This is a genomic window from Actinomadura montaniterrae, assembly GCF_008923365.1.
GTDB classification, from domain to species: domain Bacteria; phylum Actinomycetota; class Actinomycetes; order Streptosporangiales; family Streptosporangiaceae; genus Spirillospora; species Spirillospora montaniterrae.
Map to the genome: position 1 here is coordinate 15,679 of NZ_WBMR01000050.1, position 25,070 is coordinate 40,748.

General features: G+C 72.8%; 18 protein-coding genes. 6 read left to right on the forward strand and 12 right to left on the reverse strand.

Features of this window, described 5'->3' with window-relative positions; genetic code table 11:
• Positions 1-244 precede the first annotated feature (244 nt).
• The gene (locus F9B16_RS19025) at positions 245-2,323 is read left to right on the forward strand and encodes a prolyl oligopeptidase family serine peptidase (RefSeq protein WP_151541433.1); all 2,079 of its coding nucleotides are present in this window, start codon (positions 245-247) and stop codon (positions 2,321-2,323) included.
• A 143-nt stretch (positions 2,324-2,466) separates the two neighbouring features.
• Positions 2,467-3,273, forward strand: coding sequence for a methyltransferase domain-containing protein (locus F9B16_RS19030; protein WP_225991754.1), 807 nt, complete (start codon positions 2,467-2,469; stop codon positions 3,271-3,273).
• A gap of 396 nt (positions 3,274-3,669) precedes the next feature.
• Here F9B16_RS19030 and F9B16_RS19035 read toward each other — a convergent pair whose 3' ends face one another.
• Complete coding sequence (locus F9B16_RS19035) at positions 3,670-4,350, reverse strand: GNAT family N-acetyltransferase (RefSeq protein ID WP_151541434.1); 681 nt, start codon at positions 4,348-4,350, stop codon at positions 3,670-3,672.
• 6 nt (positions 4,351-4,356) lie between these two features.
• Positions 4,357-6,024 (reverse strand): XRE family transcriptional regulator, encoded by a 1,668-nt coding sequence (locus F9B16_RS19040; RefSeq protein WP_404800504.1) that lies wholly within the window; start codon positions 6,022-6,024, stop codon positions 4,357-4,359.
• 408 nt (positions 6,025-6,432) lie between these two features.
• Between F9B16_RS19040 and F9B16_RS19045 the strand changes: the two genes are divergently transcribed.
• The 4 genes from F9B16_RS19045 (at position 6,433) to F9B16_RS19060 (ending at position 10,114) form a co-directional block, all read left to right on the forward strand.
• Positions 6,433-6,831, forward strand: coding sequence for a hypothetical protein (locus F9B16_RS19045; protein ID WP_225991756.1), 399 nt, complete (start codon positions 6,433-6,435; stop codon positions 6,829-6,831).
• 219 nt (positions 6,832-7,050) lie between these two features.
• The gene (locus F9B16_RS19050; protein ID WP_151541435.1) at positions 7,051-8,049 is read left to right on the forward strand and encodes a mechanosensitive ion channel family protein; all 999 of its coding nucleotides are present in this window, start codon (positions 7,051-7,053) and stop codon (positions 8,047-8,049) included.
• 100 nt (positions 8,050-8,149) lie between these two features.
• A complete protein-coding gene (locus tag F9B16_RS19055; protein WP_151541436.1) occupies positions 8,150-8,533 on the forward strand; it encodes a globin in 384 nt (127 codons plus the stop codon).
• Between the two features lie 18 nt (positions 8,534-8,551).
• Positions 8,552-10,114 carry a glycoside hydrolase family 13 protein gene (locus F9B16_RS19060; protein ID WP_151541437.1) on the forward strand — a complete coding sequence of 521 codons (1,563 nt, stop codon included), beginning with the start codon at positions 8,552-8,554 and terminating at the stop codon, positions 10,112-10,114.
• 311 nt (positions 10,115-10,425) lie between these two features.
• On the opposite strand, the gene F9B16_RS19065 is transcribed toward F9B16_RS19060, so the two are convergent.
• The 10 genes from F9B16_RS19065 to cobT all read right to left on the reverse strand — a co-directional run bounded on the left by F9B16_RS19065 (position 10,426) and on the right by cobT (position 25,041).
• Complete coding sequence (locus tag F9B16_RS19065) at positions 10,426-11,847, reverse strand: S28 family serine protease (RefSeq protein ID WP_151541438.1); 1,422 nt, start codon at positions 11,845-11,847, stop codon at positions 10,426-10,428.
• 214 nt (positions 11,848-12,061) lie between these two features.
• A complete protein-coding gene (locus F9B16_RS19070; protein ID WP_151541439.1) occupies positions 12,062-12,499 on the reverse strand; it encodes an acyl-CoA thioesterase in 438 nt (145 codons plus the stop codon).
• Positions 12,500-12,637: 138 nt separating this feature from the next.
• Complete coding sequence (locus F9B16_RS19075) at positions 12,638-13,975, reverse strand: enolase C-terminal domain-like protein (RefSeq protein WP_151541440.1); 1,338 nt, start codon at positions 13,973-13,975, stop codon at positions 12,638-12,640.
• Positions 13,976-14,283: 308 nt separating this feature from the next.
• Positions 14,284-15,948 (reverse strand): energy-dependent translational throttle protein EttA, encoded by a 1,665-nt coding sequence (gene ettA, locus F9B16_RS19080; protein WP_151541441.1) that lies wholly within the window; start codon positions 15,946-15,948, stop codon positions 14,284-14,286.
• 500 nt (positions 15,949-16,448) lie between these two features.
• A complete protein-coding gene (locus F9B16_RS19085; RefSeq protein ID WP_151541442.1) occupies positions 16,449-17,741 on the reverse strand; it encodes a sensor domain-containing diguanylate cyclase in 1,293 nt (430 codons plus the stop codon).
• A gap of 497 nt (positions 17,742-18,238) precedes the next feature.
• Positions 18,239-18,724 (reverse strand): single-stranded DNA-binding protein, encoded by a 486-nt coding sequence (locus tag F9B16_RS19090; RefSeq protein WP_151541443.1) that lies wholly within the window; start codon positions 18,722-18,724, stop codon positions 18,239-18,241.
• 85 nt (positions 18,725-18,809) lie between these two features.
• A complete protein-coding gene (locus F9B16_RS19095) occupies positions 18,810-20,549 on the reverse strand; it encodes a GTPase family protein (RefSeq protein WP_225991757.1) in 1,740 nt (579 codons plus the stop codon).
• A complete protein-coding gene (locus tag F9B16_RS19100) occupies positions 20,546-22,555 on the reverse strand; it encodes a GTPase family protein (RefSeq protein WP_225991758.1) in 2,010 nt (669 codons plus the stop codon). Before F9B16_RS19100 ends, F9B16_RS19095 begins: the two co-directional genes overlap by 4 nt.
• Complete coding sequence (gene cobA, locus F9B16_RS19105) at positions 22,552-23,790, reverse strand: uroporphyrinogen-III C-methyltransferase (RefSeq protein WP_151541444.1); 1,239 nt, start codon at positions 23,788-23,790, stop codon at positions 22,552-22,554. The genes F9B16_RS19100 and cobA overlap by 4 nt, the downstream gene beginning before the upstream one ends.
• Before the next feature lie 111 nt (positions 23,791-23,901).
• Positions 23,902-25,041 (reverse strand): nicotinate-nucleotide--dimethylbenzimidazole phosphoribosyltransferase, encoded by a 1,140-nt coding sequence (cobT, locus tag F9B16_RS19110; protein ID WP_225991759.1) that lies wholly within the window; start codon positions 25,039-25,041, stop codon positions 23,902-23,904.
• Between the last annotated feature and the right edge of the window lie 29 nt (positions 25,042-25,070).

Consider the following 25,070-nt stretch of genomic DNA (forward strand, 5'->3'; position numbering starts at 1 on the left):
GGCTGACCGCGCCTCGCACCGAGGCCCGAATATTGTCTCCGGCACCTGCGCACTCGCCATGAGGACCTCCCCAGAGGCGAACCGACCTGGAATCAGTGTGGCGGCTGAGGGAGCCCGACCGCTACCCCAAATATCCCCATCGAAGGACCAGATCGAACGCAAAAACGCAGGCATTGCGCGTCGGGCACCTCTCCGGGCGGGCTGATCGGGCGGACGGCCCGCACCGGTGAATACAGTGCATCCCATGACCGGAACGCCTTATCCGCCCGCGCGGCGCCAGGACATCGTCGAGGACATCCACGGCCACCGGGTCGCCGACCCGTACCGCTGGCTGGAGGACGCGGGCAGCGACGAGACCCGCGCGTGGCTCGCCGCGCAGGACGAGCTGTTCCACAAGGTCACCGACGCGCTCCCGGGCCGGGGCCGGCTGCGCCGCCGGCTCGGGGAACTGCTCGGCGCGGGCAGCGTCGGCGCGCCGGTCTGGCGCGGCGACCGGCGGTTCTTCACCCGGCGGACCGCCGAGCAGGAGCACCCCGTGCTGTACACCGTCGACCCGGACGGCTCCGAGCGCGTCCTCGTCGACCCGATGGCGCTGGACCCGAACGGCACGACGACGCTGGACGGCTGGCAGCCTGACAAGGAGGGCCGGCTGCTGGCGTACAAGATCTCGACCGGCGGGGACGAGGAGTCGCTGCTGTTCGTGATCGACGTCGCCACCGGCGAGCGGGTGGAGGGGCCGATCGACCGGACCCGGTCGTCCGGCATCGCCTGGCTGCCCGGCGGGGAGGCGTTCTACTACGTCCGGCGGCTGCCCGCGCGGGCCGTCCCGGAGGGCGAGGAGCAGTACCACCGGCGCGTCTACCTGCACCGGGTCGGCGCCGAGCCGGAGACCGACGACGTCCTGATCTTCGGCGACGGGATGGACAAGACCAACTACTACAGCGTCGGCGTCAGCCGCGACGGGCGGTGGCTGACCGTGTCCGCGTCGCAGGGCACGGCGCCGCGCAACGACCTGTGGCTCGCGGACCTGTCGGCGTCGCCGCTGGAGCGTCCCGAGCTGCGGCCGGTGCAGGTCGGCGTCGACGCCGAGGCCTGGCTGCACGTCGGACGGGACGGCCGGGCCTACGTGTTCACCGACCGGGACGCGCCGCGGTCCCGGCTGTGCGTGACCGACCCGTCCGACCCGTCGCCGGAGACGTGGAGCGACCTCATCCCGCAGGACCCCGAGGCCGTCCTCACCGACTACGCGATCCTCGACGATCTCGAAGCCCCGGTGCTGCTGGCCGGCTGGACCCGGCACGCGATCAGCGAGATCACCGTGCACGACCTGGCGTCCGGCGAGCGGCTCGGCACCGTCCCGACGCCGGGGCTCGGCTCGATCGGCGGGATCGTCGAGCGGCCCGAGGGCGGCCACGAGGCGTGGTTCGGCTACACCGACAACGTCACGCCGTCGTCCGTGCTGCGCTACGACGCGCGCACCGGGGAGACGGGCCTGTGGGCGTCCGCGCCGGGCACCGTCGAGGTCCCCGAGATCGAGACCCGGCAGGTGACGTACGCGTCCGCGGACGGCACCGAGGTGCGGATGCTGGTGGCGTCCCGGCCCGGCGCGTCCGGCCCGCGCCCGGCGATCCTGTACGGCTACGGCGGGTTCAACATCTCGCTGACCCCGTCGTACTCGGCGAGCATCCTCGCCTGGGTGGAGGCCGGCGGCGTCTACGCGATCGCGAACCTGCGCGGCGGCTCCGAGGAGGGCGAGGAGTGGCACCGCGCGGGGATGCGCGAGCGCAAGCAGAACGTGTTCGACGACTTCCACGCCGCCGCCGAGAAGCTGGTCGCCGACGGCCTGACCACCCCGGCGCAGCTGGCGATCTCCGGCGGGTCGAACGGCGGGCTGCTCGTCGGCGCCGCGCTCACCCAGCGTCCCGACCTGTACCGGGCGGTGGTCTGCTCGGCGCCGCTGCTGGACATGGTCCGCTACGAGCGGTTCGGGCTCGGCCAGACCTGGAACGACGAGTACGGCACGGCGGACGACCCGGTGGAGTTCGGCTGGCTGATCGGCTACTCGCCGTACCACCACGTCCACGCGGGGACGGCGTATCCGGCGACGCTGTTCACCACGTTCGGCAGCGACACCCGCGTCGACCCGCTGCACGCCCGCAAGCTGTGCGCGGCGCTCCAGCACGCGACGGCGTCGGACGCGCCGATCCTGCTGCGCGACGAGGCGGAGGTCGGGCACGCGGCGCGGTCGGTCAGCCGGTCGGTGGACCTGATGACCGACACGCTCACCTTCATCGCCGCCCAGACCGGCCTGGATCTGGCCTAGCAGGCACCTGGAGCGGAGGCGCCTGTCAGGCGGCCTTCGCCGGGGGGTGAGGTGGCCTTCGGAGGGAACGACCGGGTTCCGTGGGGCGGGTCACAGGGGGCGCGGCTGGCGGGCTCGAATTGACGGGTGATCTAATAAGGGGCGTGAACGTGTCGATGGTGCGCAGTCCGTCCGCCGTGGACCGGGTGCTCGGTCTCCTTCGCGAACCGCCCGCCGAACCGGACGTGTCCGCCGGCTACCTCGACCTGCTCGGTCCCGATGAGGAGCGGGCGCCGTCGCTCGCCCAGTCCGTGATGGAGTCGACGTTCCTGCCGCAGATCTACGAGAAGGTCTGGCGGCCGGTCGGGTTCAACCTGGCCAAGGGCTGGCCGATCGGCCCCGACACCGCCGCCGAGCAGGCGATGGCCCGCGACTGGCTGGGGCTCGGGCAGCCGGGCGACGCGGACCGTCCGGCGGCGACCGTGCTGGACGTGGCGTGCGGGCCCGGCAACGTGACCCGCGCGCTCGCCGAGGGCGTCGGCGAGGACGGCCTCGTCGTCGGGCTGGACGCCTCCGCCACCATGCTGGCCCGCGCGGAGGCCGACACCCCGTCCGGCGGGGAGGTCTGCTTTGTCCGCGGCAACGCCGTCGACCTGCCGTTCCGCGACGCGACGTTCGACGCCGTCTGCTGTTTCGGGGCCCTGTACCTGTTCGACGACCCGTGGACGGCCGTCGACGGGATGACCCGCGTGCTGCGCCCGGGCGGCCGGCTGATCATCCTCACCTCGCGGCGGCTGACGCCGCTGTACGCCTCGAGGGTCGGCGGCGAACTGATCCGCCGGGCCACCGGCTTCACGGTGTTCGGCGACCGGGAGGTCACCGGCGCGCTCGCGGACCGCGGTTTCACCGGCATCCGGCGGCGCCGCTACCCCCTCATGCAGCTGGTGGGCGGCACCCTCCCAGACGCCTGAGCTTCCCGGACGCCTGAGCCTGCGGGGCGCCTGAGCTTCACCGGGCGCGCGTGGGCGCGGCCCGAGCCGCGGGCGCTCGCGCGTCGCGCCGCGCCGCGGACGCACCGTCCCGCGGCTCGGGGGTCCTGGAGGGGTCTCGTCCGTTGGGGGTCTCGTCGCCGCCTTGCTCGCGCGAGTCCTCGATGGACCGGAGCGCGCCGAGCCGGGCGGCACCTAGCTCGCGCAGAAGCGCGCAGCCCGGCCGGTGGGACGGCACCGGAAGGCGACGCCCCACCGGCCGGCTCGCGAGGGCCTGCCGCACAGCGCGTTCACGCTCGGCCGAGCGCGCTCAGCAGGCGAGCACGCCGGGCCGGACCTGCGGGGGCACGGCGGGCCGACCCCGCACGGGCACCGTGGTCAGCAGAGTTGCTTCTCGATGTAGATGTTGACGATGCCGCCGATCACCTCGCGGCGCGTCTCCCTCCAGCCGAACTTGCGGTACAGGGCGAGCGCCGGGGCCTGCAGTTCGGTCGTGTCGCCGCGCAGGACCCGGTACCCGTACTCGGCGGCGCGTTCCTCCAGTGCGGAGACGACGGCGGCGCCGTAGCCGCGCCGCTGCGCGGACGGCCGCACCCGCAGCCGCACCATCTCCACCGCGTCGAGCACGGGGTCGCCCGGCGCGTAACCGCCGAACGCGCGTGCCCGGCCCCCGGGAACAAGGTCGGCGCGGCGCAGGCCGCCCATGGCGACGATCTGCCCGTCCACCTCGCCGACGAGGAACTCGCCGTCATTGCGCAGGTAGATGTCCTCCATCCGGAAGAAGTCGTGGTCGTAGTAGACGCCGTCGCCGGGACGCAGGCCCACCTGCGCCAGGCCCTCGCGGTGCAGCGCGAGGACGGTGGCGTGGTCGCGGGCCCGGTACCGGCGCAGCCGCAGTTCCCCGAAGCTCCAGACGGGGGGATCGCCCTGCAGCCGCACGAGGGCGCGGCGGCGGGGGCGAGGATCCGCGGCGGACGGCGCGGGCCCGGCCTCCGGGCCCGCGGGTTCCGCGCCGGGCGCGGGCCGATCCTGCCAGGAGGCGCTGTCAGGCGTTCCCATGCCCGGTCAGACCTGCTCGGTCGGGGGGACGGGGGGCCGCTCCCCGGTGGGGGCCGGCTCCTTGGTGGGGCTGGTGACCCAGGGTCCCGCGAGCGCCTCGCGGAACTCCCGCAGCCCGGCGATCTCGCCGTGCTTGGCCTGCACGGCGACGCCGATCTGGCGGGCCCGGTGCACCAGGATGTCGGACCGGTGGTCGGGCGGCAGGTCCAGGATCGCCTCCTGGCCGCCGGCCAGCGCCGCGTCCGGGTTCCCGGCGTGGAGCTTGCACATCGCCCGGTCGAGGCGCACGAGAGTCAGGTCGACGCGGTCGGTCGGCGCGTACAGCGTCAGCGCGTGGCTCAGCACCTCGTCGCCGTGCTTGTGGTCGCCGAGATTGGTGAACGTGTCGCCCTCATAGAAGGCCATCTGCCGGTCGGTGAAGCCGAACACCAGGTCGCTCGTGTCGGTCTTGGACAACTGGTCGAACACCGAGCGCCCGCGCACGAGCGCCCGGCGGGCGCTGGGCGCGGCGTCGCCGCGTCCGCGCAACGCGAGCATGCCGAGCGCGCGGGCCTCCACCGCGGGCGCCATGGCCGCCGCCACGCCCGGGGTGCGGCCGGCCAGGTCCTGCGCCTTGCGGGCCAGGTGCAGCGCCTCGCGGGGGTCGCCGTAGTACATCGGGACGAGCGACTCGCGGACGGTCACCCAGGCGCGCAGCTGCCGGTCGCCGGTCTCGTCGGCCGCGGTGCGCGCGGTCCGGAAGAACGAGCGGGCCAGCCGGTGGTCGCCCAGATTGATCATGATCAGCCCGGACAGCCCGGACAGCTGCGCCGCGATCCGGCACAGCCGCTCCTGCAGCTCGACCGGCTGCCGCTTGTCGCACATGCGGCGCACCTCGCTGAAGTCCAGCAGCACATCGCAGAGCATCCGCAGCGACGGCGTCGCCTGGTACTGCTGGCCGTAGCCGTAGGTGGTCTCCTCCCATTGGTCGAGCATGGTCGGCGAGACCGTCGCACCGACCAGCGTGTCGTCCATCTTGCGTCGAATGCCGTCGACCGCACCCAGGAACTGACCGTCGAGCGCCACGCCCGCTCCGGCCAGAAGTTGCAGAAGGGTCCTACGAAGCACGATGTCCTCCTCTCCCACGTCAATGGACAGGGGGCCGTCGGCGCGGTCAGGGCCCCGTAGGTCGTTGACTTCCACCCAGTGGCGGTCCTCCGCCCTGGGGATGATCGACCCGACGAGCGGTACGTCGGGCTGCTGTGCCGCGTGCCGTTCCGGAGCCCGCGGCTGCGGCACCGTGGCGGCCCCCGGCCGCACGGCGTGTCCCCGTCCGCAGATGCAGGGGCTCTTGTAGTCGAGCTGATCGGGCTCGACACGGTACACGGCGCAGAGGTAGTGCAGATACTCGGGACCGGGTCTTTTGTACCCGCTCTCGTAGGCCGACAGCAGCGTCTCCCCGAGCCGGGGCGGCGGCTTGCCGTCGACCTCGTACAGGGCCCTGACCTGGGCCACGATGTCGGACAGCGCGACACCGTGGGCCAGGCGGTGCGCCTTGACCCGGCTGGTGCCGAACAGGGGGCCGCACTGCTCGTGGATCTCGTGCGCGATCTCCTGCGGGCTGCGCCCCCGGGCCAGAGCGTGCGCACGGATCCTGCGAGCCACGTCCGTTTCTTTCCGAGGGGGGTCCGACATCGATTCCGGCCTCCTCACCGTCGGGCCGGCCGGCGCCCCTCCGGGGGAAGGGCGGTCGTCCGGGCCACGGCGACCGGTCAATAGATGGCCACGACAGATAATCTCTCGCGCACGCAGCGTAACCCTGACGGCGGGGCGGGCCAAGCGATTCCCGGGAAAGACAAGGGCTTCGGATGCGTCCTCACCCCCCAGGGTAGAGATTCTTCCTCCGCCGGGTGTGAAGCTTCCCCTGAGGTGGGGGAATCCGGTACTTCGCGGGACGGGGGTGCCCTTGACCCGCCACCGTGAGAGTTGCAATTCTCACCGGGAGCAACGGAACGGATCCAGAGGGTTGATCAATTGCCGGCCGTCCCGGCGGCCGCGCGGTCACGCGCCGCGCACGTCGGGGCCGGCGACGAGGGATCGGCGATGCAGACGACGCAGGAACCGGCGGCACAGGAGCGGACCGGCGCAGCGGCGCCGGGCACGGCGGAGGGAGGGGGAACGCAGGTGGTCACCGACAGACGCGTCGGCTACCTCAGGGCGCTGGAGCGCGAGCTCGACGCCCGCGGGCTGGTCGCCCGCGTGGTCCGGACCCGGTCGGGCCCGGCCTTCCTGCGGGTGGTGAACCCGGCCGCGGCCAGCCTGGCCGAGGACGTCACCTGCGCGCCCGCCCCCGAGAGCCACGACCACTACTTCTGGTGGTCCTGGGGGGAGCGCATGCACCGCGTCGACGACGTGGGCGGCGCCGCGGTGAAGCTGGCGCACGTCCTGCAGCCCCTCGATCAGCGGTCCGCCCGCGCGATGCGGCCGGCGGGCCGCCCCTAGAGCCGGGCGTGCCCCGCGGGGCCGTGGCCGGAACGGCGCGGCAGCCGCGGACCCCGCGGGGCACGCTCGCCGGAACAGCCCCTCCCCGGCCTTGTCAAGACACGTCGCGGGCGGAGTACGAACCGGTCGTTACCGTCCCCTACGATCGGGCTCGTACCCGCCGCAGGTCCACGGCGAGGTGTCGAGACACCCACAAAGGCCGGGGAGGGTCTGCCCGAGATGTTGGCCGATGCTCAGTCGCTGCTGCCCTGGGCGCAGGACGGCACGCCGGAGGCGGCGTGCCGCGACCAGTCGCCGAGCACCGGCTGCCGGCTCGTCTGGAACGTCTCCCACAGCACCGACTTCACCCACTTCTACGCGACGTGGCTCGACAAGCCCCTCGGCACCGTCCTGGCGATCATCCTCACCTTCGTGTTCGCGCTGGTCGTGCGGAACGTCGCGCACCGGATGATCACCAAGGTGACGGTGCGGATGGCCGAGGGCACCATGTCCGAGAAGGTCAAGGAGCGGTCCCGGACGGTCTTCGAGGGCAGCCCCGCGCTGCTGAACCAGCGGCGGGCGCAGCGCGCCAAGACGCTCGGCTCGGTGCTGAACTCGATCGCGTCCATCGTGATCCTGGGGACGGCGGCGTTCAGCATCCTCGGCCGCCTCGGGCTGAACCTCGCGCCGATCCTGGCCAGCGCGAGCGTCATCGGCGTCGCGGTCGGCTTCGGCGCGCAGAACATCGTCAAGGACTTCCTCGCCGGCCTGTTCATGCTGCTGGAGGACCAGTACGGCGTCGGCGACTTCATCGACGTCGGCTCGGCCAAGGGCACGGTCGAGGCGGTCACCCTGCGGGTCACCCGGATGCGCGACGTCAACGGCGTCGTCTGGTACGTGCCGAACGGCGAGATCAAGAAGGTCGGGAACGAGTCGCAGAACTGGGGCCGGGCCGTCCTCGACATCCCGGTCGACATCCGCGAGGACACCGAGAAGGTCAAGGAGATCCTGCAGGCCACGGCGGACGAGCTCGCGGCCTCCCCCGGCTGGGAGGACATGGTCCTCGAGGCGCCGTCGGTGTGGGGCGTGCAGGCGCTCGCCGGCGACGCGCTCGTGATCCGCGTGGTGCTGAAGACCGCGCCCGGCAAGCAGGGCGAGATCGCCCGCGAGCTGCGCGAACGGGTGAAGAACGCGTTCGACGACGCGGGCGTCTCCGTCGCCACCCCGGCCACGACCTGATCGCCGGCGCCCGGCGGCCCTCCCGTGCGGCCGATCACCGGGCCGCCGATCACGGAGCGGCTGATCACCGGGCCGCCGATCGCATAGGGTGGGCAGCGCCATGACTGAACAGGTGACCTTCTACGAAGCGGTCGGCGGCGAGGAGACCTTCCACCGGCTGGTGCACCGCTTCTACCAGGGTGTCGCTGAAGACCCCGACCTTCGCGCCCTCTACCCGGAGGAGGACCTCGGCCCCGCCGAGGAGCGGCTCCGGCTCTTCCTCATCCAGTACTGGGGCGGCCCCAACACCTACAGCCAGCGGCGCGGGCACCCGCGGCTGCGGATGCGGCACGTGCCGTTCGTCATCGGCGAGGCCGAGCGGGACGCGTGGCTGAAGCACATGCGGGTCGCGGTCGACGAGCTGGAGCTGCCGGAGCAGCTGGAGAAGATGCTCTGGGACTACTTCACGATGGCGGCGCGAAGCATGGTGAACGCGCCCTCCTGAGCGGGTAGATCGCTGTACATGACGCGAACCCCCTGGCGCACCGCCGTCGTGTACGAGGTCTACGTCCGCAGCTTCGCCGACTCCGACGGGAACGGCGAAGGCGATCTCCAGGGGATCCGGTCCCGGCTGCCGTACCTGCGCGACCTGGGCGTGGACGCGCTCTGGCTGACGCCGTTCTACACCTCGCCGCTCGCGGACGGCGGCTACGACGTGGCCGACTACCGGGACGTCGATCCCCGGTTCGGGACGCTCGCGGACTTCGACGCGCTGGTGGCCGACGCGCACGCGCACGGGCTCAGGCTGATCGTGGACATCGTGCCGAACCACTCGTCCGACCGGCACCGGTGGTTCCAGGACGCACTCGCGTCGCCGCCCGGCTCACCGGAACGGGACCGCTACATTTTCCGTCCTGGGCGGCCAGGGGAGACTCCCGGCGAGGTGGATCCGCCGAACGACTGGCCGTCCGCGTTCGGCGGACCGGCCTGGACGCGCGTCCCCGACGGCGAGTGGTACCTGCACCTGTACGCGGCCGAGCAGCCCGACTTCAACTGGCGCAACCCGGAGGTGCGGGCCGAGTTCGAGGACATCCTGCGGTTCTGGCTGGACCGGGGCGTGGACGGTTTCCGCATCGACGTCGCCGCCGGGCTCGTCAAGGACGCCTCGCTCGGCGACCTGAACGGCCGGGGCCGGCGCGTCGCGAACGGGCCGATCTACAGCCGTCCCGAGGTCCACGAGATCTACCGGCGGTGGCGCCGGATCCTCGACGAGTACGACGGCGACCGCATGGCCATCGGGGAGGTGTGGACGGACGGCCCCGAGGACCTCGCGCTCTACCTGCGCCCCGACGAACTCCACCAGGTGTTCCAGTTCGACCTGCAGCTCGCGCCGTGGTCGGCCCCCGCGTTCCGCGACGTGATCGAAGCGGCGCTGAAGGCCGTCGCGCCGACCGGCGCCGCCCCCACCTGGGTGCTGTCCAGCCACGACTCCGTCCGCCACCTCACCCGGTACGAGCGGCCGGGCGGCGTGCCCGGCATGGAGTACGCGCGCGCCAAGGCGGCCCTGCTGATGCTGCTGGCACTGCCGGGGTCGGCGTACCTGTACCAGGGCGAGGAACTGGGCCTGCCGGAGGTCCGGGACCTGCCGGACGACGCCCGCCAAGACCCGATCTGGAAGCGCAGCGGCGGCGGCCAGCCCGGACGGGACGGCTGCCGGGTCCCGCTCCCCTGGTCCGGGACGTCGGAGCCGTACGGCTTCTCACCGGACGGCGTCCGGCCGTGGCTGCCGATCCCGGCGGGATGGGCGTCGCTGACGGCGGAGGCACAGGCGGACGAGCCGTCCTCCATGCTGGCGTTCTACCGGCGGGCACTGGCCCAACGCCGCGACCTGCTGGACGAGCTGCCGGAGGAACTGGAGTGGCTCGACTCCCCCGAGACCGCCGTCTTCTTCACCCGCGGGCCGCTCACCTGCGCGGTCAACTGCGGCGAGAACCCCGTCCGGCTCCCACCGGGACGGCCGCTGCTCACCACCATGCCGATGTACGGCGACCTCCTGCCGGGGAACGCCGCTGCCTGGCTGCATTAATGCAATCCCGGCCCATGCGCCGAACCGCGACCCCGGCGGGTTGAACCTCAACCCCGCCGGGGTTGAATCCCGACCCCGGCAGGTTGAACCTCAACCCCGGTGGGTTGAACCTCAACCCCGGCGGTTGAACCTCAACCCCGGCGGTTGAAGCCCGGCCGGCGTCGCGGGCAGGCACGCGGAGCGAGCGCTAGCGAGTGCAGCGGGCCTGCCCGACGACGGACGAGGCGTTTCACGCGGAGCGCCAGCGGAGCGTGAAACGCCTCGTCCGTCGCAACGGGGGTTCCAGGGGGTCGCCCCCCGGGGCAACACAGTTACATGGGCGGGCGCTGGAGTTCCAGCGGGTCGTCGGCGGACGGGCCGGTCGTGAGGGTCCTGGCCTGGGACTGGACGCCGGCCCAGCGCAGCACGTCGGCCTTCGCCTCGGCCTGCTGCGCGTCGGGCAGGTGCGCGATGAGGCGGCCGCTGTGGTTCATGCCGGGGGCGACGTAGACGGCGGAGTCGCGGCTGCCGCTGCCGAGGCGGAACGGCTCGGCTCCCCACGGGTCGTTCTGGCCGTAGAGGAACAGCATGTGGTCGGCGTGCCGCTTCACCCAGCCGTCGATGTCGCGCATCGCCTTGCCGTTGTCGAAGCGCATCGGGATGTCGCGCGGGACGTAGGTGCGCGGCTGGTAGCTGCTCTCGTACCGCAGCAGCGGGCGCAGGTACTTGAACTTCGGCGACGGCCAGCCGAGCTGGGTGCCCGCCTGGTAGTAGTACGGGATGTAGGGGGCGAGGCCCTGGTCGGTGTAGAAGGACAGCCCGGAGATGTCGTCGAGGGTCTTGTAGAGGTCGTCGTCCGAGGCGTTCACCGCGGGCAGCGAGGCGCAGTCCGACTGCAGGTGGTACTGCCAGAAGCCCCAGACATAGTCCATGACGGAGTTCTCGAACGCGCGGTCCGGGGTGCGCAGGATGTCGAACGTCCACTTGTTCTGCGCGGCGGCGGCCTTGAACCGTTCGAGCATCGCGGGGCGGCGCTTGAGGAACTCGCGGGCGAGGGCCTCGACGTGGGTGCGGCACGCGGGGTCGGTGCCGACGGTCTTGAAGAACTTGTCGTAGGCGCCGTCGGCGTTGTTGTCGACGTCGTTGGGCGCCACGTACACGACGCTGCCGTCGACGTCGCGGGGGTAGAAGCGCTTGTGGTAGACGACGGTCATGCCGCCCTTGCTGGCGCCCGTCGAGATCCACTTGCCCTTGTAGATCGTCTTGAGCGCGCCGACGATGCGGTGCTCGTCGGTGGCGGCCTGCCAGATCGTGTCCTTCTTCCAGTCCGCGGGCTCGGGCCGGGACGGGGTGAAGTAGCGGTACTCGACGGAGATCTGGTTGCCGTCGACGAGCGCGGTCGGCTCGGCGGTGAACATGGTCTCGGGGGTGTCGTAGCCGCTGGTGTAGAGCACCATGGGCCGGTCCGCCGACTTGTGCTGCAGCATGATCCGCTGCTCGAACCACTTCCCGTTCGGGTCGCGGTGGTCGACGGGCTGCCGGTACTCGAGCCAGAACCAGCGGTAGCCGGGGATCGTGGAGGCCTTCTCCGTCACCTGCATGCCGGGGATGGCCTTGAGCCGGGCGAGGATGTCGTCCGGCTGCGCCGCCTTGCCGGCCGTCGCGGGGGTCGCCGCCTGCGCCGCGGTGGCGCCGGTGCCGGCCATGCCCGCGGCGAGCAGCAGGGCGATCGCTCCTCGTGAGATGCGCCGCATTTCGTCCCTTCCACGTGGGTTCGCCACATTTCGCGACGCGACACTAGAGGGATATGTGCGGCGAAAGCGGAATGCTGGTGCCCTTGTTATTTATCCGTGACAGCGCGGTCATCACGCGGACGGACCGGCGGGCGGCGCAGCAGAAAAGGACGTCCAGGTCAGACGCCATTTTTAGGGATGAAACGGGCGGCGGGCGGCGTACCGGCTCCGCGGGTCACTCGGCGGGGACGAGGTACCGGCCGATGAACTCGCGCTCCTCCGGCGTGAAGCGGCGCAGCCGGTTGGCCTCCACGTCGAACGCGACGAGCGTCGAGGTCGCGGTCGCGTAGACGTTCTCGTCGTCGCGCACCTCGTAGGCCAGCTTGAACGACGCGGCGCGCGCCTCGGTCACCCACGTCTCGACCCGGATCGGGTAGACGGTCGGCAGCAGCGGCAACCTGTAGTCGATCTCGTGCCGGGAGATCACCATGCCGCGGACCGGCTGCTCGCCCTTGCGCACCGGGTCGCCGTGGAACATCTCCAGGCGCGCGTCCTCCAGGTAGCCGAGGAACTTGACGTTGTTCACATGGCCCTGGGAGTCGATGTCCCCGAACCGGATGTTGAACTCGTAGACGTGCCGGTACTCGGCCGCGGGCAGGTCGGTCTGCTGCATGTCCTCGCCTGGGGGTCGGGTGCCTGGGTCCGGCGACGGGGGTCTCCACCGGTCGGCCCGATGGTACCGGCCGGTGCCCGCGCCCCAGGCGGCCGCCCCGGACGCCCGGGTCAGGCCGGGGCGCCCCGGACGCCCGGGTCAGGCCGGGGCGTCCCGGACCAGGGACGGGCGCTTCGGGTCGAACGTCCAGCCGGGCACGAGGTACCGCATCGCCGCCGCGTCGTCGCGGTCGCCGAGGCCGTGCTCGGCGTACAGCCGGTTCGCCGCCGCGACCCGCTCCTCGTCGATCTCCACGCCGAGGCCGGGGGCGTCCGGCAGCGCCAGCTCGCCGCCCTCGATCCGCAGCGGGTCCCGGGTGAGGCGCTGCCCGTCCTGCCAGATCCAGTGCGTGTCGATCGCCGTGATGTCGCCGGGCGCGGCCGCCGCCACGTGCGTGAACATGGCCAGCGACACGTCGAAGTGGTTGTTGGAGTGCGACCCCCAGGTCAGCCCCCAGGCCTGGCAGAGCTGCGCCACCCGCACCGACCCGCGCATCGTCCAGAAGTGCGGGTCGGCGAGCGGGATGTCCACCGCGTCGAGCCGGATCGCGTGCCCGAGCTCCCGCCAGTCCGTCGCGATCATGTTGGTGGCGGTCCGCAGCCCGGTCGCCCGCCGGAACTCCGCCATCGTCTCGCGGCCCGAGTAGCCGCGCTCGGCGCCGCACGGGTCCTCCGCGTACGCCAGCACGCCCGCGAGGTCCCGGCCGACCCGGACGGCCTCGTCCAGCGGCCACGCGCCGTTCGGGTCCAGCGTGATCCGCGCGGACGGGAACCGCGCGGCGAGCGCCACCACCGCCTCCGCCTCCTCGTCGGGACGCAGCACCCCGCCCTTCAGCTTGAAGTCGGCGAACCCGTACCGGTCCCGTGCCGCCTCCGCCTGCCGGACGATCGCGTCCGCCGTCAGCGCCTCCTCGTGCCGGACGCGCAGCCATCCGTCCGCGCCGTCCTCCGGCTCCGGGTACGGCAGGTCCGTGCGGCGCCGGTCCCCGACGTAGAACAGGTAGCCGAGGACCGGGACCCGCGTGCGCTGGACGCCGTCGCCGAGCAGCGCCGCCGCCGGCACGTCCAGGTGCTTGCCCATCAGGTCGAGCAGGCACGACTCGATCGCGGTCAGCGCGTGGACGGCGATCCTCGTGTCGTGCGTCTGCGGGCCGCGTCCGGCCGCGTCCAGGTGGCCGAACGCGGCCCGGACCCCGTTCAGCACCTCGTCGGACCGGCCGATCCGGCGGCCCACGACCAGTTCCCGCGCGTCCTCCAGGGTCCGCCGGATGGCCTCGCCGCCGGGGACCTCGCCGGCGCCGGTGGCGCCGGACTCGTCGGTCAGCAGCAACAGGTTCCGGGTGAAGAACGGCGCGTGCGCCCCGCTGAGGTTGAGCAGCATGGCGTCGCGGCCGGCGACCGGCACGACCCGCATCTCGGTGATCCTCGGCGTGCTCATCGTCGTCCCGACCTCCCGGCTGCCCCCGTCGACCCCACCTCAGGGACGATAGGAGCCTGCGGTGATACCCGTCCAACACTGTTTGCGCATCGTCCGATGCCCGCGCTGAATCAATCGGTACCCGCGGAGATGAGTAAGCCCCCGGAACGCGGCCGAGTCGCGCTGCTGCCGTCCCGGCTCCTGCGCGTCGTCGCCACCACCTGGGCCGGCATGATCCTCAGCCGACTGCCGCCCTGAGGCACCCCGCTGTAAAGCGAACGGCCGCGCCGGCACCATGTGCGGTGCCGGCGCGGCCGTCCGTCAGCGGATCAGTCGCGGGTGAGCTTGCGGTGCGTCACCCGGTGCGGGCGGGCGGCGTCCGCGCCCAGCCGCTCGATCTTGTTCTTCTCGTAGTCGGCGAAGTTGCCCTCGAACCAGAACCAGTTCGAGCCCTCCTCCCACGCCAGGATGTGCGTGGCGATGCGGTCCAGGAACCACCGGTCGTGCGAGGTGATCACGGCGCAGCCGGGGAACTCCAGCAGCGCGTTCTCCAGGCTGGACAGCGTCTCGGTGTCGAGGTCGTTGGTCGGCTCGTCCAGCAGCAGCACGTTGCCGCCGAGCTTCAGGGTCAGTGCCAGGTTCAGCCGGTTGCGCTCACCGCCGGACAGCACCCCGGACGGCTTCTGCTGGTCGGGGCCCTTGAACCCGAACGCCGCCACGTACGCGCGGGACGGCATCTCGACCTGCCCGACGTTGATGTGGTCCAGGCCGTCGGAGACGACCTCCCACACCGACTTCTTCGGGTCGATGCCGCCGCGCCCCTGGTCCACGTAGGAGATCTTGACGGTCTCGCCGAGCCGCAGCTCGCCGGAGTCCGGCTGCTCCTCCCCCACGATCATGCGGAACAGGGTGGTCTTGCCGACGCCGTTCGGGCCGATGACGCCGACGATGCCGTTCGGCGGCAGGTTGAACGACAGGTCGTCCATCAGGGCCCGGTCGCCGAACCCCTTGCCCAGCTTGTCCGCGACGATCACCGTGTTGCCGAGGCGCGGGCCCGGCGGGATCTGGATCTCCTCGAAGTCCAGCTTCCGGGTCTTGGCCGCCTCCGCCGCCATCTCCTCGTAGCGCTCCAGACGCGCCTTGCTCTTCGTCTGCCGCGCCTTCGGGTTCGAGCGGACCCACTCCAGCTCGTCCTGCAGGCGCTTCTTGCGCTTGGCGTCCTTGTTGCCCTCGACCTTCAGCCGGTCGGCCTTCTTCTCCAGGTACGTGGAGTAGTTGCCCTCGTAGGGGAAGCAGCGGCCGCGGTCCAGCTCCAGGATCCAGGTCGCCACGTTGTCCAGGAAGTACCGGTCGTGGGTGACGGCCAGGACGGTGCCCTCGTACTTGGCGAGGAACTGCTCCAGCCACTGCACGCTCTCGGCGTCCAGGTGGTTGGTGGGCTCGTCCAGCAGCAGCAGGTCGGGCGACTCCAGCAGCAGCTTGCACAGCGCCACGCGGCGGCGCTCACCGCCGGACAGCTTGGACACCTCGGCGTCGCCGGGCGGGCAGCGCAGCGCGTCCATCGCCTGGTCGAGCTGGCTGTCGAGGTCCCAGGCGTTGCGATGGTCGAGCTGCTCCTGCAGCTTGCCCATCTCCTCCATCAGCTCGTCGGAGTAGTCCGTCGCCATCTTCTCGGCGATCTCGTTGAACCGGTCGAGCATCGCCTTGGTCTCGGCGACGCCCTCCTGCACGTTCCCGAGGACGGTCTTCTCCTCGTTCAGCGGCGGCTCCTGCTGGAGCATGCCGACGGTGAACCCCGGCATGAGGCGCGCGTCACCGTTGGACGGCTGTTCCAGACCGGCCATCATGCGCAGCAGCGTCGACTTACCGGTGCCGTTCGGCCCGAGAACGCCGATCTTGGCGCCCGGAAGGAAATGCAGGGTGACGTCGTCCAGGACGACCTTGTCGCCATGTGCCTTGCGCACACGCTGCATCGTGTAGATGTACTCGGCCATGTTTCAAGACTAGGGGGTCGCCACCACCGTTTCGTCGCTCTCCCACCCCGAACCAAACCCCCAAAGAGCGGACCCCCAACACGGACCACCCCACAGCAAGGGCCGCCCCAGGGCGAGGGCCCAGACCACGGCGGGGGTTCTGCCCCACAGCGAAGGCCGCCCCACAGCACGGGCCCAGCCACAGCGCCAGGCGGGCCACAGCACGGACCGAGCCACGGCGGGAGGCCGGGCCACGGCGGGGGCCGACCCACGGCGAGGTGACCGACCCACCGCGGGGGTCTGAGCCACGGCGGGAGGCCGAGTCACCGCGAGGGCCAGGCCACGACAGGGGGCTGAGCCACGGCGGGGGGCCGAGGCGCGGCGGGGCCGGGCCACCGCGAGGGGCCAGGCCACCGCGGGGATGAGGCGTATAGGGGGTTTTGTGGTGGTGGGGGTGGGTGGGGTGGCGGGTACGGGTCGGGCGGGTAGCGGGGAGGGGTGGACGTTGTGGGGGCAGGGGGTCAGGTTTCGCTGCCGGGGCGGGGGGTGTCGACGGCGGGGAGGCAGACGCGGTCGCGGCCGGACTCCTTTGCGCGGTACAGGGCGAGGTCGGCGGCCGCCAGGAGTTCGATGAGGTCTTCACCGTGGGTGCGGAACAGCGCGACGCCGACCGAGACCGTGACCGTGACGGTGCCCTCCTCCGCGGGGACGGCGAGGCGGCGGACGCGGCCGCGCAGGCGTTCGGCGACGCGGCACGCCTCGACGGTGTCGGCGCCCGGCAGCAGGACCACGAACTCCTCCCCGCCGAACCGGCCCACCACGTCGTAGTCGCGCAGCTGGTGGCAGAGGGTGCTCGCCACGCCGACGAGCACCTGGTCGCCGATCAGGTGGCCGTGGGTGTCGTTCACCCGCTTGAAGTGGTCGATGTCGATCAGCAGCAGCGCCAGGGCGTCGTGGGTGCGCTGGGCCCGGGACAGCTCGGTGTCGGCCTCCCGCTGCCAGGCCGCCGCGTTCAGCAGCCCGGTCTTGGCGTCGGTGCGCGCGGCGGCCTGCAACTGCTGGTGCATCAGGCTGCGCTGCAGCAGCATCACCGGCGGCAGCGCCAGCACCAGCAGCCCGAGCGTCAGCGCGCTCGTGATCGCGACGAGGATGCCGACGCACAGCTCCACGACGTCCAGCAGCAGGCTCTCGCGCGTCCAGAGGACGTCGCGCCACCGGCTCTCGGGGTTGGCGGCGTGCGCGGCGACCGCGACGAGCGCCGTGTTCACGATGGTGAACAGCGCCGCGCAGCCCACCGCCGCCGGGATACCGGGATATGCCTGGACGACCCAGTGCGGCGCGCCCTCCAGCGGCTCTGGAACGACCCAATGGAAGACCAGCGACGCGCACGCCCCGGCGATGCCGAGCGCCGAGGCCACCAGGCCCCGCCGGTAGACGAGGGTCCGGCGCACCCGGAACTGCAGGAGCGCCTGCAGCGGAATCGGGATCAGCAGCGCGTACAGCGGCGGCAGCAGCAGCGCCACCGGCAGCCACCAGGCCGACAGCAGGTCCCGCGCCACCCCGGCCGGCATGCCGAGGCGGCGGGACGCCTCGATGCAGACCGCGCCGCACGCCAGCAGCGCCGCGAAGGTCACGACGTCGTGGAGCCGGAAGGGCGTGCGGAACAGCAGGGCGACGATCAGCCCCAGATGGACGGCGACGACCGCCGGCACATAGACCACGAGCAGGGACGGGTGCCCCAGAAGCGATCGGCGGCGGGGCACGCGGGTGAGTTCCCCGCCCCGGTCCTCGGCGGACGACTGCACTGCCGTCATCCTTCCCCCTTACACGCATCACGTTGTGTAACACGATAGTTGCAACGTGTGCGGAACGGGCGGGAAACAGGTACCTTCGGTAGGGCACATGCTGGTGACCGTTCTGGGCACCATGCATAGGAGGCCGCGGATCCGCGGACCTCGGCACATCCTGAGGGGGGCAATACCATGCGCGGCGTTTCCTGGATCTAGGCAGGCCGCAGGACCCCGACGGTGCGGGGGCGAAGACCGGCAGCGTTCGACCTGCCGGCCACGCCCCCGTCCGCCCGAGTCCCGCCTTCCGCCCCGGACGCCCCAGCGCCCGCCACCCCCCATGCACACCACCTCTCACCCACCGCATCACCCCCGTCACCCAACGCCACCTCTCGCCCTTCCCCACACTCCACCTCCCGACGTTCGTCCTCGCAGGGCCCGCCCTCGCAGGGGCCCGCACTCGCAGGGGCCCGCACTCGCAGGGGCCCGCACTCGCAGGGGCCCGCACTCGCGGGGGTTGGGGGTTAGGCGGCTTGGGGGGTGGCTTCGGCGGGGGTCTCGGCTTCGGCGTCGGGTGGGGCGGTCAGGGCCCACTGGTCGGCGGCGTCGCGGGCGGCCTGGCGGTCCTCGTCGGTGAGGGCCCCGCCCCGCTGGACGGGGCGGAAGTCGGCCGTGCCGCGGCCGAGGTCGTGGCCGACGGTGTTGGCCTCGATCTCGGCGGAGAACCGCCACTGCCCGTCGCGTTCGTACTGCCGGACGCGGAGCCGGCCGGTGACCAGGACGGGTGTGCCGCGCCGGAAGTCGGAGGCGTTGACGTTGTCGGCGAGGCCGCGCCAGCAGTTGACGGTCAGGAACATCGTGTCGAGGTCCTGCCAGGAGCCGGTCTCGCGGTCGTAGCGGCGGGGCGTGCAGCCGACCCGCAGGGACAGGAACGGCGTCCCGTTGCCGGTGACGGTGTAGTAGGGCTCGGCGGCGGTCCAGCCGATGACGGTGACGTGCGCTTCGTTCACGGATCCTCCGTTGGTTCGTGGCTTGCGGAACCAACGGTGCCCGAGCCGTCACCGTCAGCGACAGCGACGTGGAAAATGTGGATAACTACGCGGGCGGGCGGCCGAGGGCGACGTCCACGTCGTGCCGGAAGCCCGCGTAGACGCGCAGGTCGGCGGCGACGGGCTCGATGACCTTGTCGCGGGCGACGCGCTCGATGCCCTCGCGCATGTGCTCTTCCATCTTGTCGCCGTGCTTGGCCGAGGACAGCGCGACGAGGTTGCGGCAGGCGGACGCGGTGAGCCAGCCCATGCCGAGGGTGCAGACCACGAGGACGGCGACATACGGGATGAGGCCGGCCTGGCCGATGAAGCCGCCCGGGTCGTCCCCGCCGACCTTGAGCACGCCGTAGGCGACGAGGACCCCGATCCAGACGACGCTGAGCACGGCGACCAAGACGAGGAAGTACTGCCAGGTCTTGATCAGCCACCACCAGCGCGGCACCTGGTTGAAGGTGGGCAGCGCCTCCTTGAGGGACTCGCCGAGCGCCTCGGGGATCTCGGTGGCGTGCGAGCGGGCGGCGGCGCGGACGGAGCGGGCCCAGTGCACGGGCAGTTCGCCGGTGATGCCGTCGGTGACGCCGGCCAGGGCGTTGTCGACGTCTCCCTGCTGGGCGCCGATGGGGCCGGTGAAGGCGTTGCGGAGCTCCTCGCGCAGTTCGGTGAGGCGCATCCGGCGCAGCGGGTCGGAGCGGAGCCGGGTGATCAGGGCGCTGACGGGCCAGCCGACGAAGTCGGCGGCGCGCAGTTCGTAGGCGCTCTCCATGGCCTCGGCGACGGCGGGCGCGCCGGCGGCGTCGGTGAGGGCCTGGACGAGCTCGGTGCGGCGGCCCTCGTCGACGCCGGTCGGGGGCTCGGCGGCGAAGCGGTGCTCGGCGAAGCGCTCGGCGACCCGGTCGACGTCGGCGGCGAGGCGTTCGCTGCGGGCGCGCCGGGCGGCGACCGTGTCGACGAGGACGTCGCGGAAGCCGTGCACGCCGTCCTCGGCGACGGCGGAGGTGGTGATGATCCGCGGCTGGGCGAGGCCCTCGGCCTCCAGGAGGCGGCGCAGGTCGGCGACGCAGTCGTCGATCTCGTCGGGGGCGAGCCGGTCGACCTGGTTGAGGACGATCAGGGTGACCCCGGCGTACCGGGCGAAGGGGACGATGTAGTTGCGGTGCAGGGCGGCGTCGGCGTACTTCTGCGGGTCGACGACCCAGACGAGCAGGTCCGCGATCGTGACGAACCGGTCGACCTCGGCGCGGTGCAGGGCCTGGATGGAGTCGTGGTCGGGCAGGTCGAGCAGGACGAGGCCCTGCAGGGAGCTGTCGGCGCGTTCCAGGTCGAGGGCGCTGGCGCGGGCGTAGCGGTGCCGCTTGTCGACGTCGAGCCAGTCCAGCAGGGGGCCGGCGCCGTCGAGGCCCCAGACGCAGGCGTGCGCCTTGGAGGTCATGGGGCGGCGCATGCCGGTGGGCGACAGCTCCAGCCCGCAGATGGCGTTGAACAGGGACGACTTGCCGCTGCCGGTGCCGCCGGCGAGGGTGACGACGGTGTGCTCGCCGGACAGCCGCAGCCGCTGGCCGGCCCGGTCGAGCAGCGCGTCGGCGTCCTCGAGGAGGGGCCGGTCCAGCCGTCCGGTGCCGGCCTGGACGAGGCGGTCCAGGCCGTTGAGCCGGTCGGTGAGGGTGGGGGCGGCCGGTTCGGCGCGCTCGGCGGGCGCCGCCGGGTGCGCGCCGGGGACGTCCGTGGCGGGGACCGGGATGCCGCCGGGGCTCGTCGGCGAGCCGGCGGGCAGGGCCGAGGTGGTCATCGGGCGACCTCGAGGTTGTAGGTGGCCTGGTACAGCTGGACGGGGACGGTCTCGTCGGGCAGGCCGGCGCCGTCGAGCACCTGCCCGAACCGGATGGCCTCCTCGTCGAACAGCATCCCGATGCGGCTGCGCAGGTCGGCGCGGGCCTTGGCGCCCATGCCGCGCAGCGACTCGGCGCCGAACAGCGCCTTGAGGAGCCGCTGCGGGACGGCGCTGTTGCCGCCTTCGACGGCGACGTCGGAGGTGCCGTAGCCGAGCAGGCCGATCATCAGGACGAGGGAGACCGCCTCGGTGTCGAACGAGACGAGCTTGGCGACCGAGCGCTTGGTCACCCCCTCGGTGCGGATCAGCTCCTGGACGTGGTCCTGCCAGGCGCTGACGGCGCGGGTGACGCGGCGCGACAGTTCCGGGGAGACGTGCCCGATCTCGTCGCCGCAGCCGGCGAGCACCGTGCCGCCGGCGGGGTGGTCGCGCCAGCGGGCGACGACCTGCTCGGCGCCGTGCTCGGCGGACGACATGATCAGCGATTCGAGCCCGCTGCGCAGCGCGGCCTTGAGCGCGCGCACACGGGCGGGGCTGCGGCGGCGCCGGCTGGAGCCCCGGCCGCGGCGCGCGCGCTGGACGTGCAGGGCGCGCAGCAGGTCGCCGGTGCCCGCGAAGTCCTGCCAGCGGGCGAGGACCTCGCCGCGCAGCAGCGAGCCGTTGCGGGTGGCCTCGTCGAGTTCGGCGAGGGCGGTGCCGTAGGCGGCCTCGACCTGCTGGGCGAGCTCGGCGCGCTGCTCGACCTGCGCCTCGACCTGGCGGGCCAGCTCGGGGACGCGGGTGCGGAAGCTGTCGAGGACGGCGGCGAGGGTGTCGCTGATGACGATCTCGCGGTCCTCGACGTCCTCGGCGACGCCGGTGAGCCAGGCGCGGATGTCCTCGACGGTCTCCTCGGGGAGCCGGCTCTCCTCGATCCGGGTCTCGGGGATGGTGAAGCGGCGGGCGTCGCCGACCTCGTGCTCGTCGAGCATCTCGCCGAAGTGCTCGACGACGTCGGAGCTGCCCTGCCCGACCGATCCGGCGCGCCCGCCGGGGCCGTCGCCCTGCGGGACGCGCGAGAGCACGACGCCGATGGTGGCGCCGTTCTCCTTGGCGCGCTGGAGCATCTGCCACACCTGCGCGTCGGCGTAGCGGGCGGCGGTGGTGACGCAGAGCCACAGGTCGGCGGCCGCCATCAGCTTGGTGGCGAACTCGTAGTGGTCCTCGAAGACGGAGTCGAAGTCGGGGCTGTCGAGCAGCGCCAGGCCGGGCGGGAGGGCCTCGCTGGCGATGATGACCAGCTGGTCGCCCGCGATGGCGTCGGGCGCCGGGCCGCGGACGCGTCCCATGCCCGGCAGCATCGGCCCCTCCATGAACCACTGCACGTGGTCGGGGTGGCAGACGAGGATCGGGCTGCTGGTGGTGGGGCGGAGCACGCCGGTGGCGCTCACCCGGGCCCCGACGAGCGTGTTGACCAGCGTGGACTTGCCCGCGCCGGTCGATCCGCCGAGCACCACCAGCATCGGCGCGCCGGCCGCCTGCAGGCGGGGCAGGACGTAGTCGTCGAGCTGGTTGCGCAGCTCGTCGCGGGCCTCGCGGGCCTCCTGGACGCCGGGGACCTCCAGCAGGAAGTCGAAGGCGCCGAGCTGTTCGCGGAGCGCGGTCAGCGCCCTGACCAGCTCGCCCTGCCGGACCGTCGCGCCGCCGGACGGCGCGGGCCGGGGCCGGGGCGCACCGCCCCCGCGCGCCCTGCCGCCGGACGCCTTCTCCTCGGCCGGATCGCCGCCCGACGCCGGCTCGCCGCCCGAGGCCGTCTCGGCGCCCGAAGCCGTCTCACCGGCTGGCGCGGCCTTCTCGGCGGACGCGCCGGTGTCCGGCTCTTCGGGCATGGCGTCGCCGGACGCGGGCTTCGCGGAGTCCTCGCCTCCGCGTCCGGTGCCCGCCTCCTCGTCGTGGACCGCGCTTCGCTCTGCGGGGGGTGTCACGGATCCCGTCCCAAGTCGGCTCGAATCATGTCGATCTCTCGCGCCACGTCGACCACGTCGCCCACGACCACGATCGCCGGGGGCCGGACTCCGCCGGCGGCCATCTCGTCGGCCACGGTGCCCAGCGTCGCGGTCAGCGTCCGCTGGCCCGGGAGGGTGCCGTCCTGGATGACGGCGACCGGCGTGTCGGACGACCGACCATAGCGCACGAGGGCGGGCGCGATGAGCGCCATCCGCTCGACCGCCATCAGCAGTACGAGCGTCCCGTGGGCGCGGCCGAGCGCCTCCCAGTCGACGGTGGACTCGGGGTGCCCCGGCGGGACGTGCGCGGAGACGACGTGGAACTCCTGCGCGACGCCGCGGTGGGTCACCGGGATGCCGGCGGCGGACGGCACCGCGACCGAGCTGCTGATCCCGGGGACCACCGTGACCGGGACGCCGTTGCGGGCGCAGTGCAGCGCCTCCTCGCCGCCGCGGCCGAAGACGAAGGGGTCGCCGCCCTTGAGCCGGACGACGAACTTCCCCTGCTTGGCGTGCTCGACGAGGTAGTCGTTGATCGTGTCCTGGGTGACGGTCCGGCCGTAGGGGATCTTCGCGGCGTCGATCACCTCGACGTCGTCGGCCAGCTCGTCCAGCAGCCCGCCGGGGGCGAGCCGGTCGGTGACGACGACATCGGCCATCGCGAGCAGCTGCCGGCCGCGGACGGTGATCAGGCCCGGGTCGCCCGGGCCGCCGCCGACCAGCGCGACGCCGGACGGCTTGCGCCGCGAGTGCCGGGATTCGAGGGCGCCGTCGCGGAGCCCGTCCACCACGGCGTCGCGGATGCCGGCGGCGCGGCGCGGGTCGCCCCCGAGCAGCACCCCGACGGTGGCGTCGCCGGCCTGCCCGCTCGCGGGCGTCCACGCCGGGGACGACTCGGCGTCGTCGGCCCGCACCGACCAGATCCGGGCGGCCTCCGCGTCGGCGACGACGTCCCCGTTGACCTTGGCGTCGTCGGTGACGGCCTGCACCAGCCAGGCGCCGGCGCAGTCGCCGCGCCGGTAGGGGCGGGCGTGCCAGGCGATGCGGCCGGCCTCGGCGAGGCCCTGCAGCGAGGGGGTCACCTCGGGCGAGACGAGGACGACCTCGGCGCCCGCGTCCAGCAGGGCGGGGACGCGGCGCTGCGCGACCCGGCCGCCGCCGACGACGAGGACGCGTCGCCCTCGAAGGCGCAGACCTAGCAGGTACGGGGGCACGTGGTGATTCTTTCGGACGCCGGTGACGGACAAGTGTCTTTGCGGAACAAAGGTACTCGGGTTGGGGAGTTCATGGAGAGGGGCTCCGGCCGTTCGATAGCCGAGCGTGACTCATTCCGAGATCATGTCGTTACGGGGCGCCGCCTCCTTCTCGGTGGCCCCGGCGGACTTCTCGGTGACGCCGGCGGAGTCGAAGGTGGCGACCTCGTGCAGCACCCGTACCGAGCCCTGGACCAGCGGCAACGCGAGCAGGGCGCCGGTGCCCTCGCCGAGCCGCAGCTCCAGGTCGACGAGCGGGCGCAGGCCGAGATGATCGACGGCGGCGGAGTGGCCGGGCTCGGCGGAGCGGTGCCCGGCGACGCAGCCGGCGAGGGCGTCGGGGCTCAGCGCGGCGGCGGCGAGGGCGGCCGATCCGGCGATCACCCCGTCCAGGACGACCGGGACGCGCAGCGCCGCGGCGCCGAGGACGAACCCGGCGATCCCGGCGTGCTCGAACCCGCCGACGGCCGCCAGGACGTCGAGGGGGTCGCGGGTTCCTGCGCCTTCCGACAGGCCGTGCCGGACGAGGGCCGTCCGGACGACCTCGACCTTGCGGGCGTGCGTGGCGTCGTCGATGCCGGTACCGCGGCCGGTGACCCGCTCGGGCGGCAGGCCGGTGAAAGCGGCGATCAGCGCGGCGGACGCGGTGGTGTTGGCGATGCCCATGTCGCCGGTGATCAGGCAGCGGGCGCCCTGGCCCGCCAGCTCGCGGGCCACCTCGATGCCGGTCGCGACCGCGCGGCGGGCCTCGTCCGCGGTCATCGCGGGGCCGGCCGTCATGTCGGCGGTGCCGGGCGCGATCTTGCGGGAGAGCAGGCCGGGGGCCGGTTCCAGCGGCGCGGCGACGCCGATGTCCACGACGGTGACGCGGGCGCCGACCTGCTTGGCGAACGCGTTGACGACCGCCCCGCCGGCCACGAAGTTCGCCACCATCTGCGCGGTGACCTCTTGTGGCCACGGCGTCACACCCTGTGCGTGGACGCCGTGGTCGGCGGCGAAGACGGCGACGGCGGCGGGCTCGGGCAGCGGCGGCGGGCACTGCCCGGCGAGCCCGGCGAGCCGGACCGAGACCTCCTCCAGCACGCCGAGCGACCCCGGCGGCTTGGTCAGCCGGCCCTGCAGGTCGCGGGCCTCGTCCATCGCGGCCCGGTCGGGCGGCGCGATCGCGGCCAGCGTCTCCTCGATCACGGCGCCGGCTCCGTTGTCTGCCACGTGGTCTCCCTCAGATTCCCAGCCCACTC

Coding starts and splice junctions, on each gene's coding strand:
- F9B16_RS19025 (WP_151541433.1), top strand. CDS start 245: ATGACCGGAACGCCTTATCCGCCCGCGCGGCGCCAGGACATCGTCGAG.
- F9B16_RS19040 (WP_404800504.1), bottom strand. CDS start 6,024: ATGTCGGACCCCCCTCGGAAAGAAACGGACGTGGCTCGCAGGATCCGT.
- F9B16_RS19095 (WP_225991757.1), bottom strand. CDS start 20,549: ATGACCACCTCGGCCCTGCCCGCCGGCTCGCCGACGAGCCCCGGCGGC.
- F9B16_RS19065 (WP_151541438.1), bottom strand. CDS start 11,847: ATGCGGCGCATCTCACGAGGAGCGATCGCCCTGCTGCTCGCCGCGGGC.
- F9B16_RS19075 (WP_151541440.1), bottom strand. CDS start 13,975: ATGAGCACGCCGAGGATCACCGAGATGCGGGTCGTGCCGGTCGCCGGC.
- ettA (WP_151541441.1), bottom strand. CDS start 15,948: ATGGCCGAGTACATCTACACGATGCAGCGTGTGCGCAAGGCACATGGC.
- F9B16_RS19050 (WP_151541435.1), top strand. CDS start 7,051: ATGTTGGCCGATGCTCAGTCGCTGCTGCCCTGGGCGCAGGACGGCACG.
- F9B16_RS19055 (WP_151541436.1), top strand. CDS start 8,150: ATGACTGAACAGGTGACCTTCTACGAAGCGGTCGGCGGCGAGGAGACC.
- F9B16_RS19045 (WP_225991756.1), top strand. CDS start 6,433: ATGCAGACGACGCAGGAACCGGCGGCACAGGAGCGGACCGGCGCAGCG.
- F9B16_RS19035 (WP_151541434.1), bottom strand. CDS start 4,350: ATGGGAACGCCTGACAGCGCCTCCTGGCAGGATCGGCCCGCGCCCGGC.
- F9B16_RS19085 (WP_151541442.1), bottom strand. CDS start 17,741: ATGACGGCAGTGCAGTCGTCCGCCGAGGACCGGGGCGGGGAACTCACC.
- F9B16_RS19060 (WP_151541437.1), top strand. CDS start 8,552: ATGACGCGAACCCCCTGGCGCACCGCCGTCGTGTACGAGGTCTACGTC.
- F9B16_RS19070 (WP_151541439.1), bottom strand. CDS start 12,499: ATGCAGCAGACCGACCTGCCCGCGGCCGAGTACCGGCACGTCTACGAG.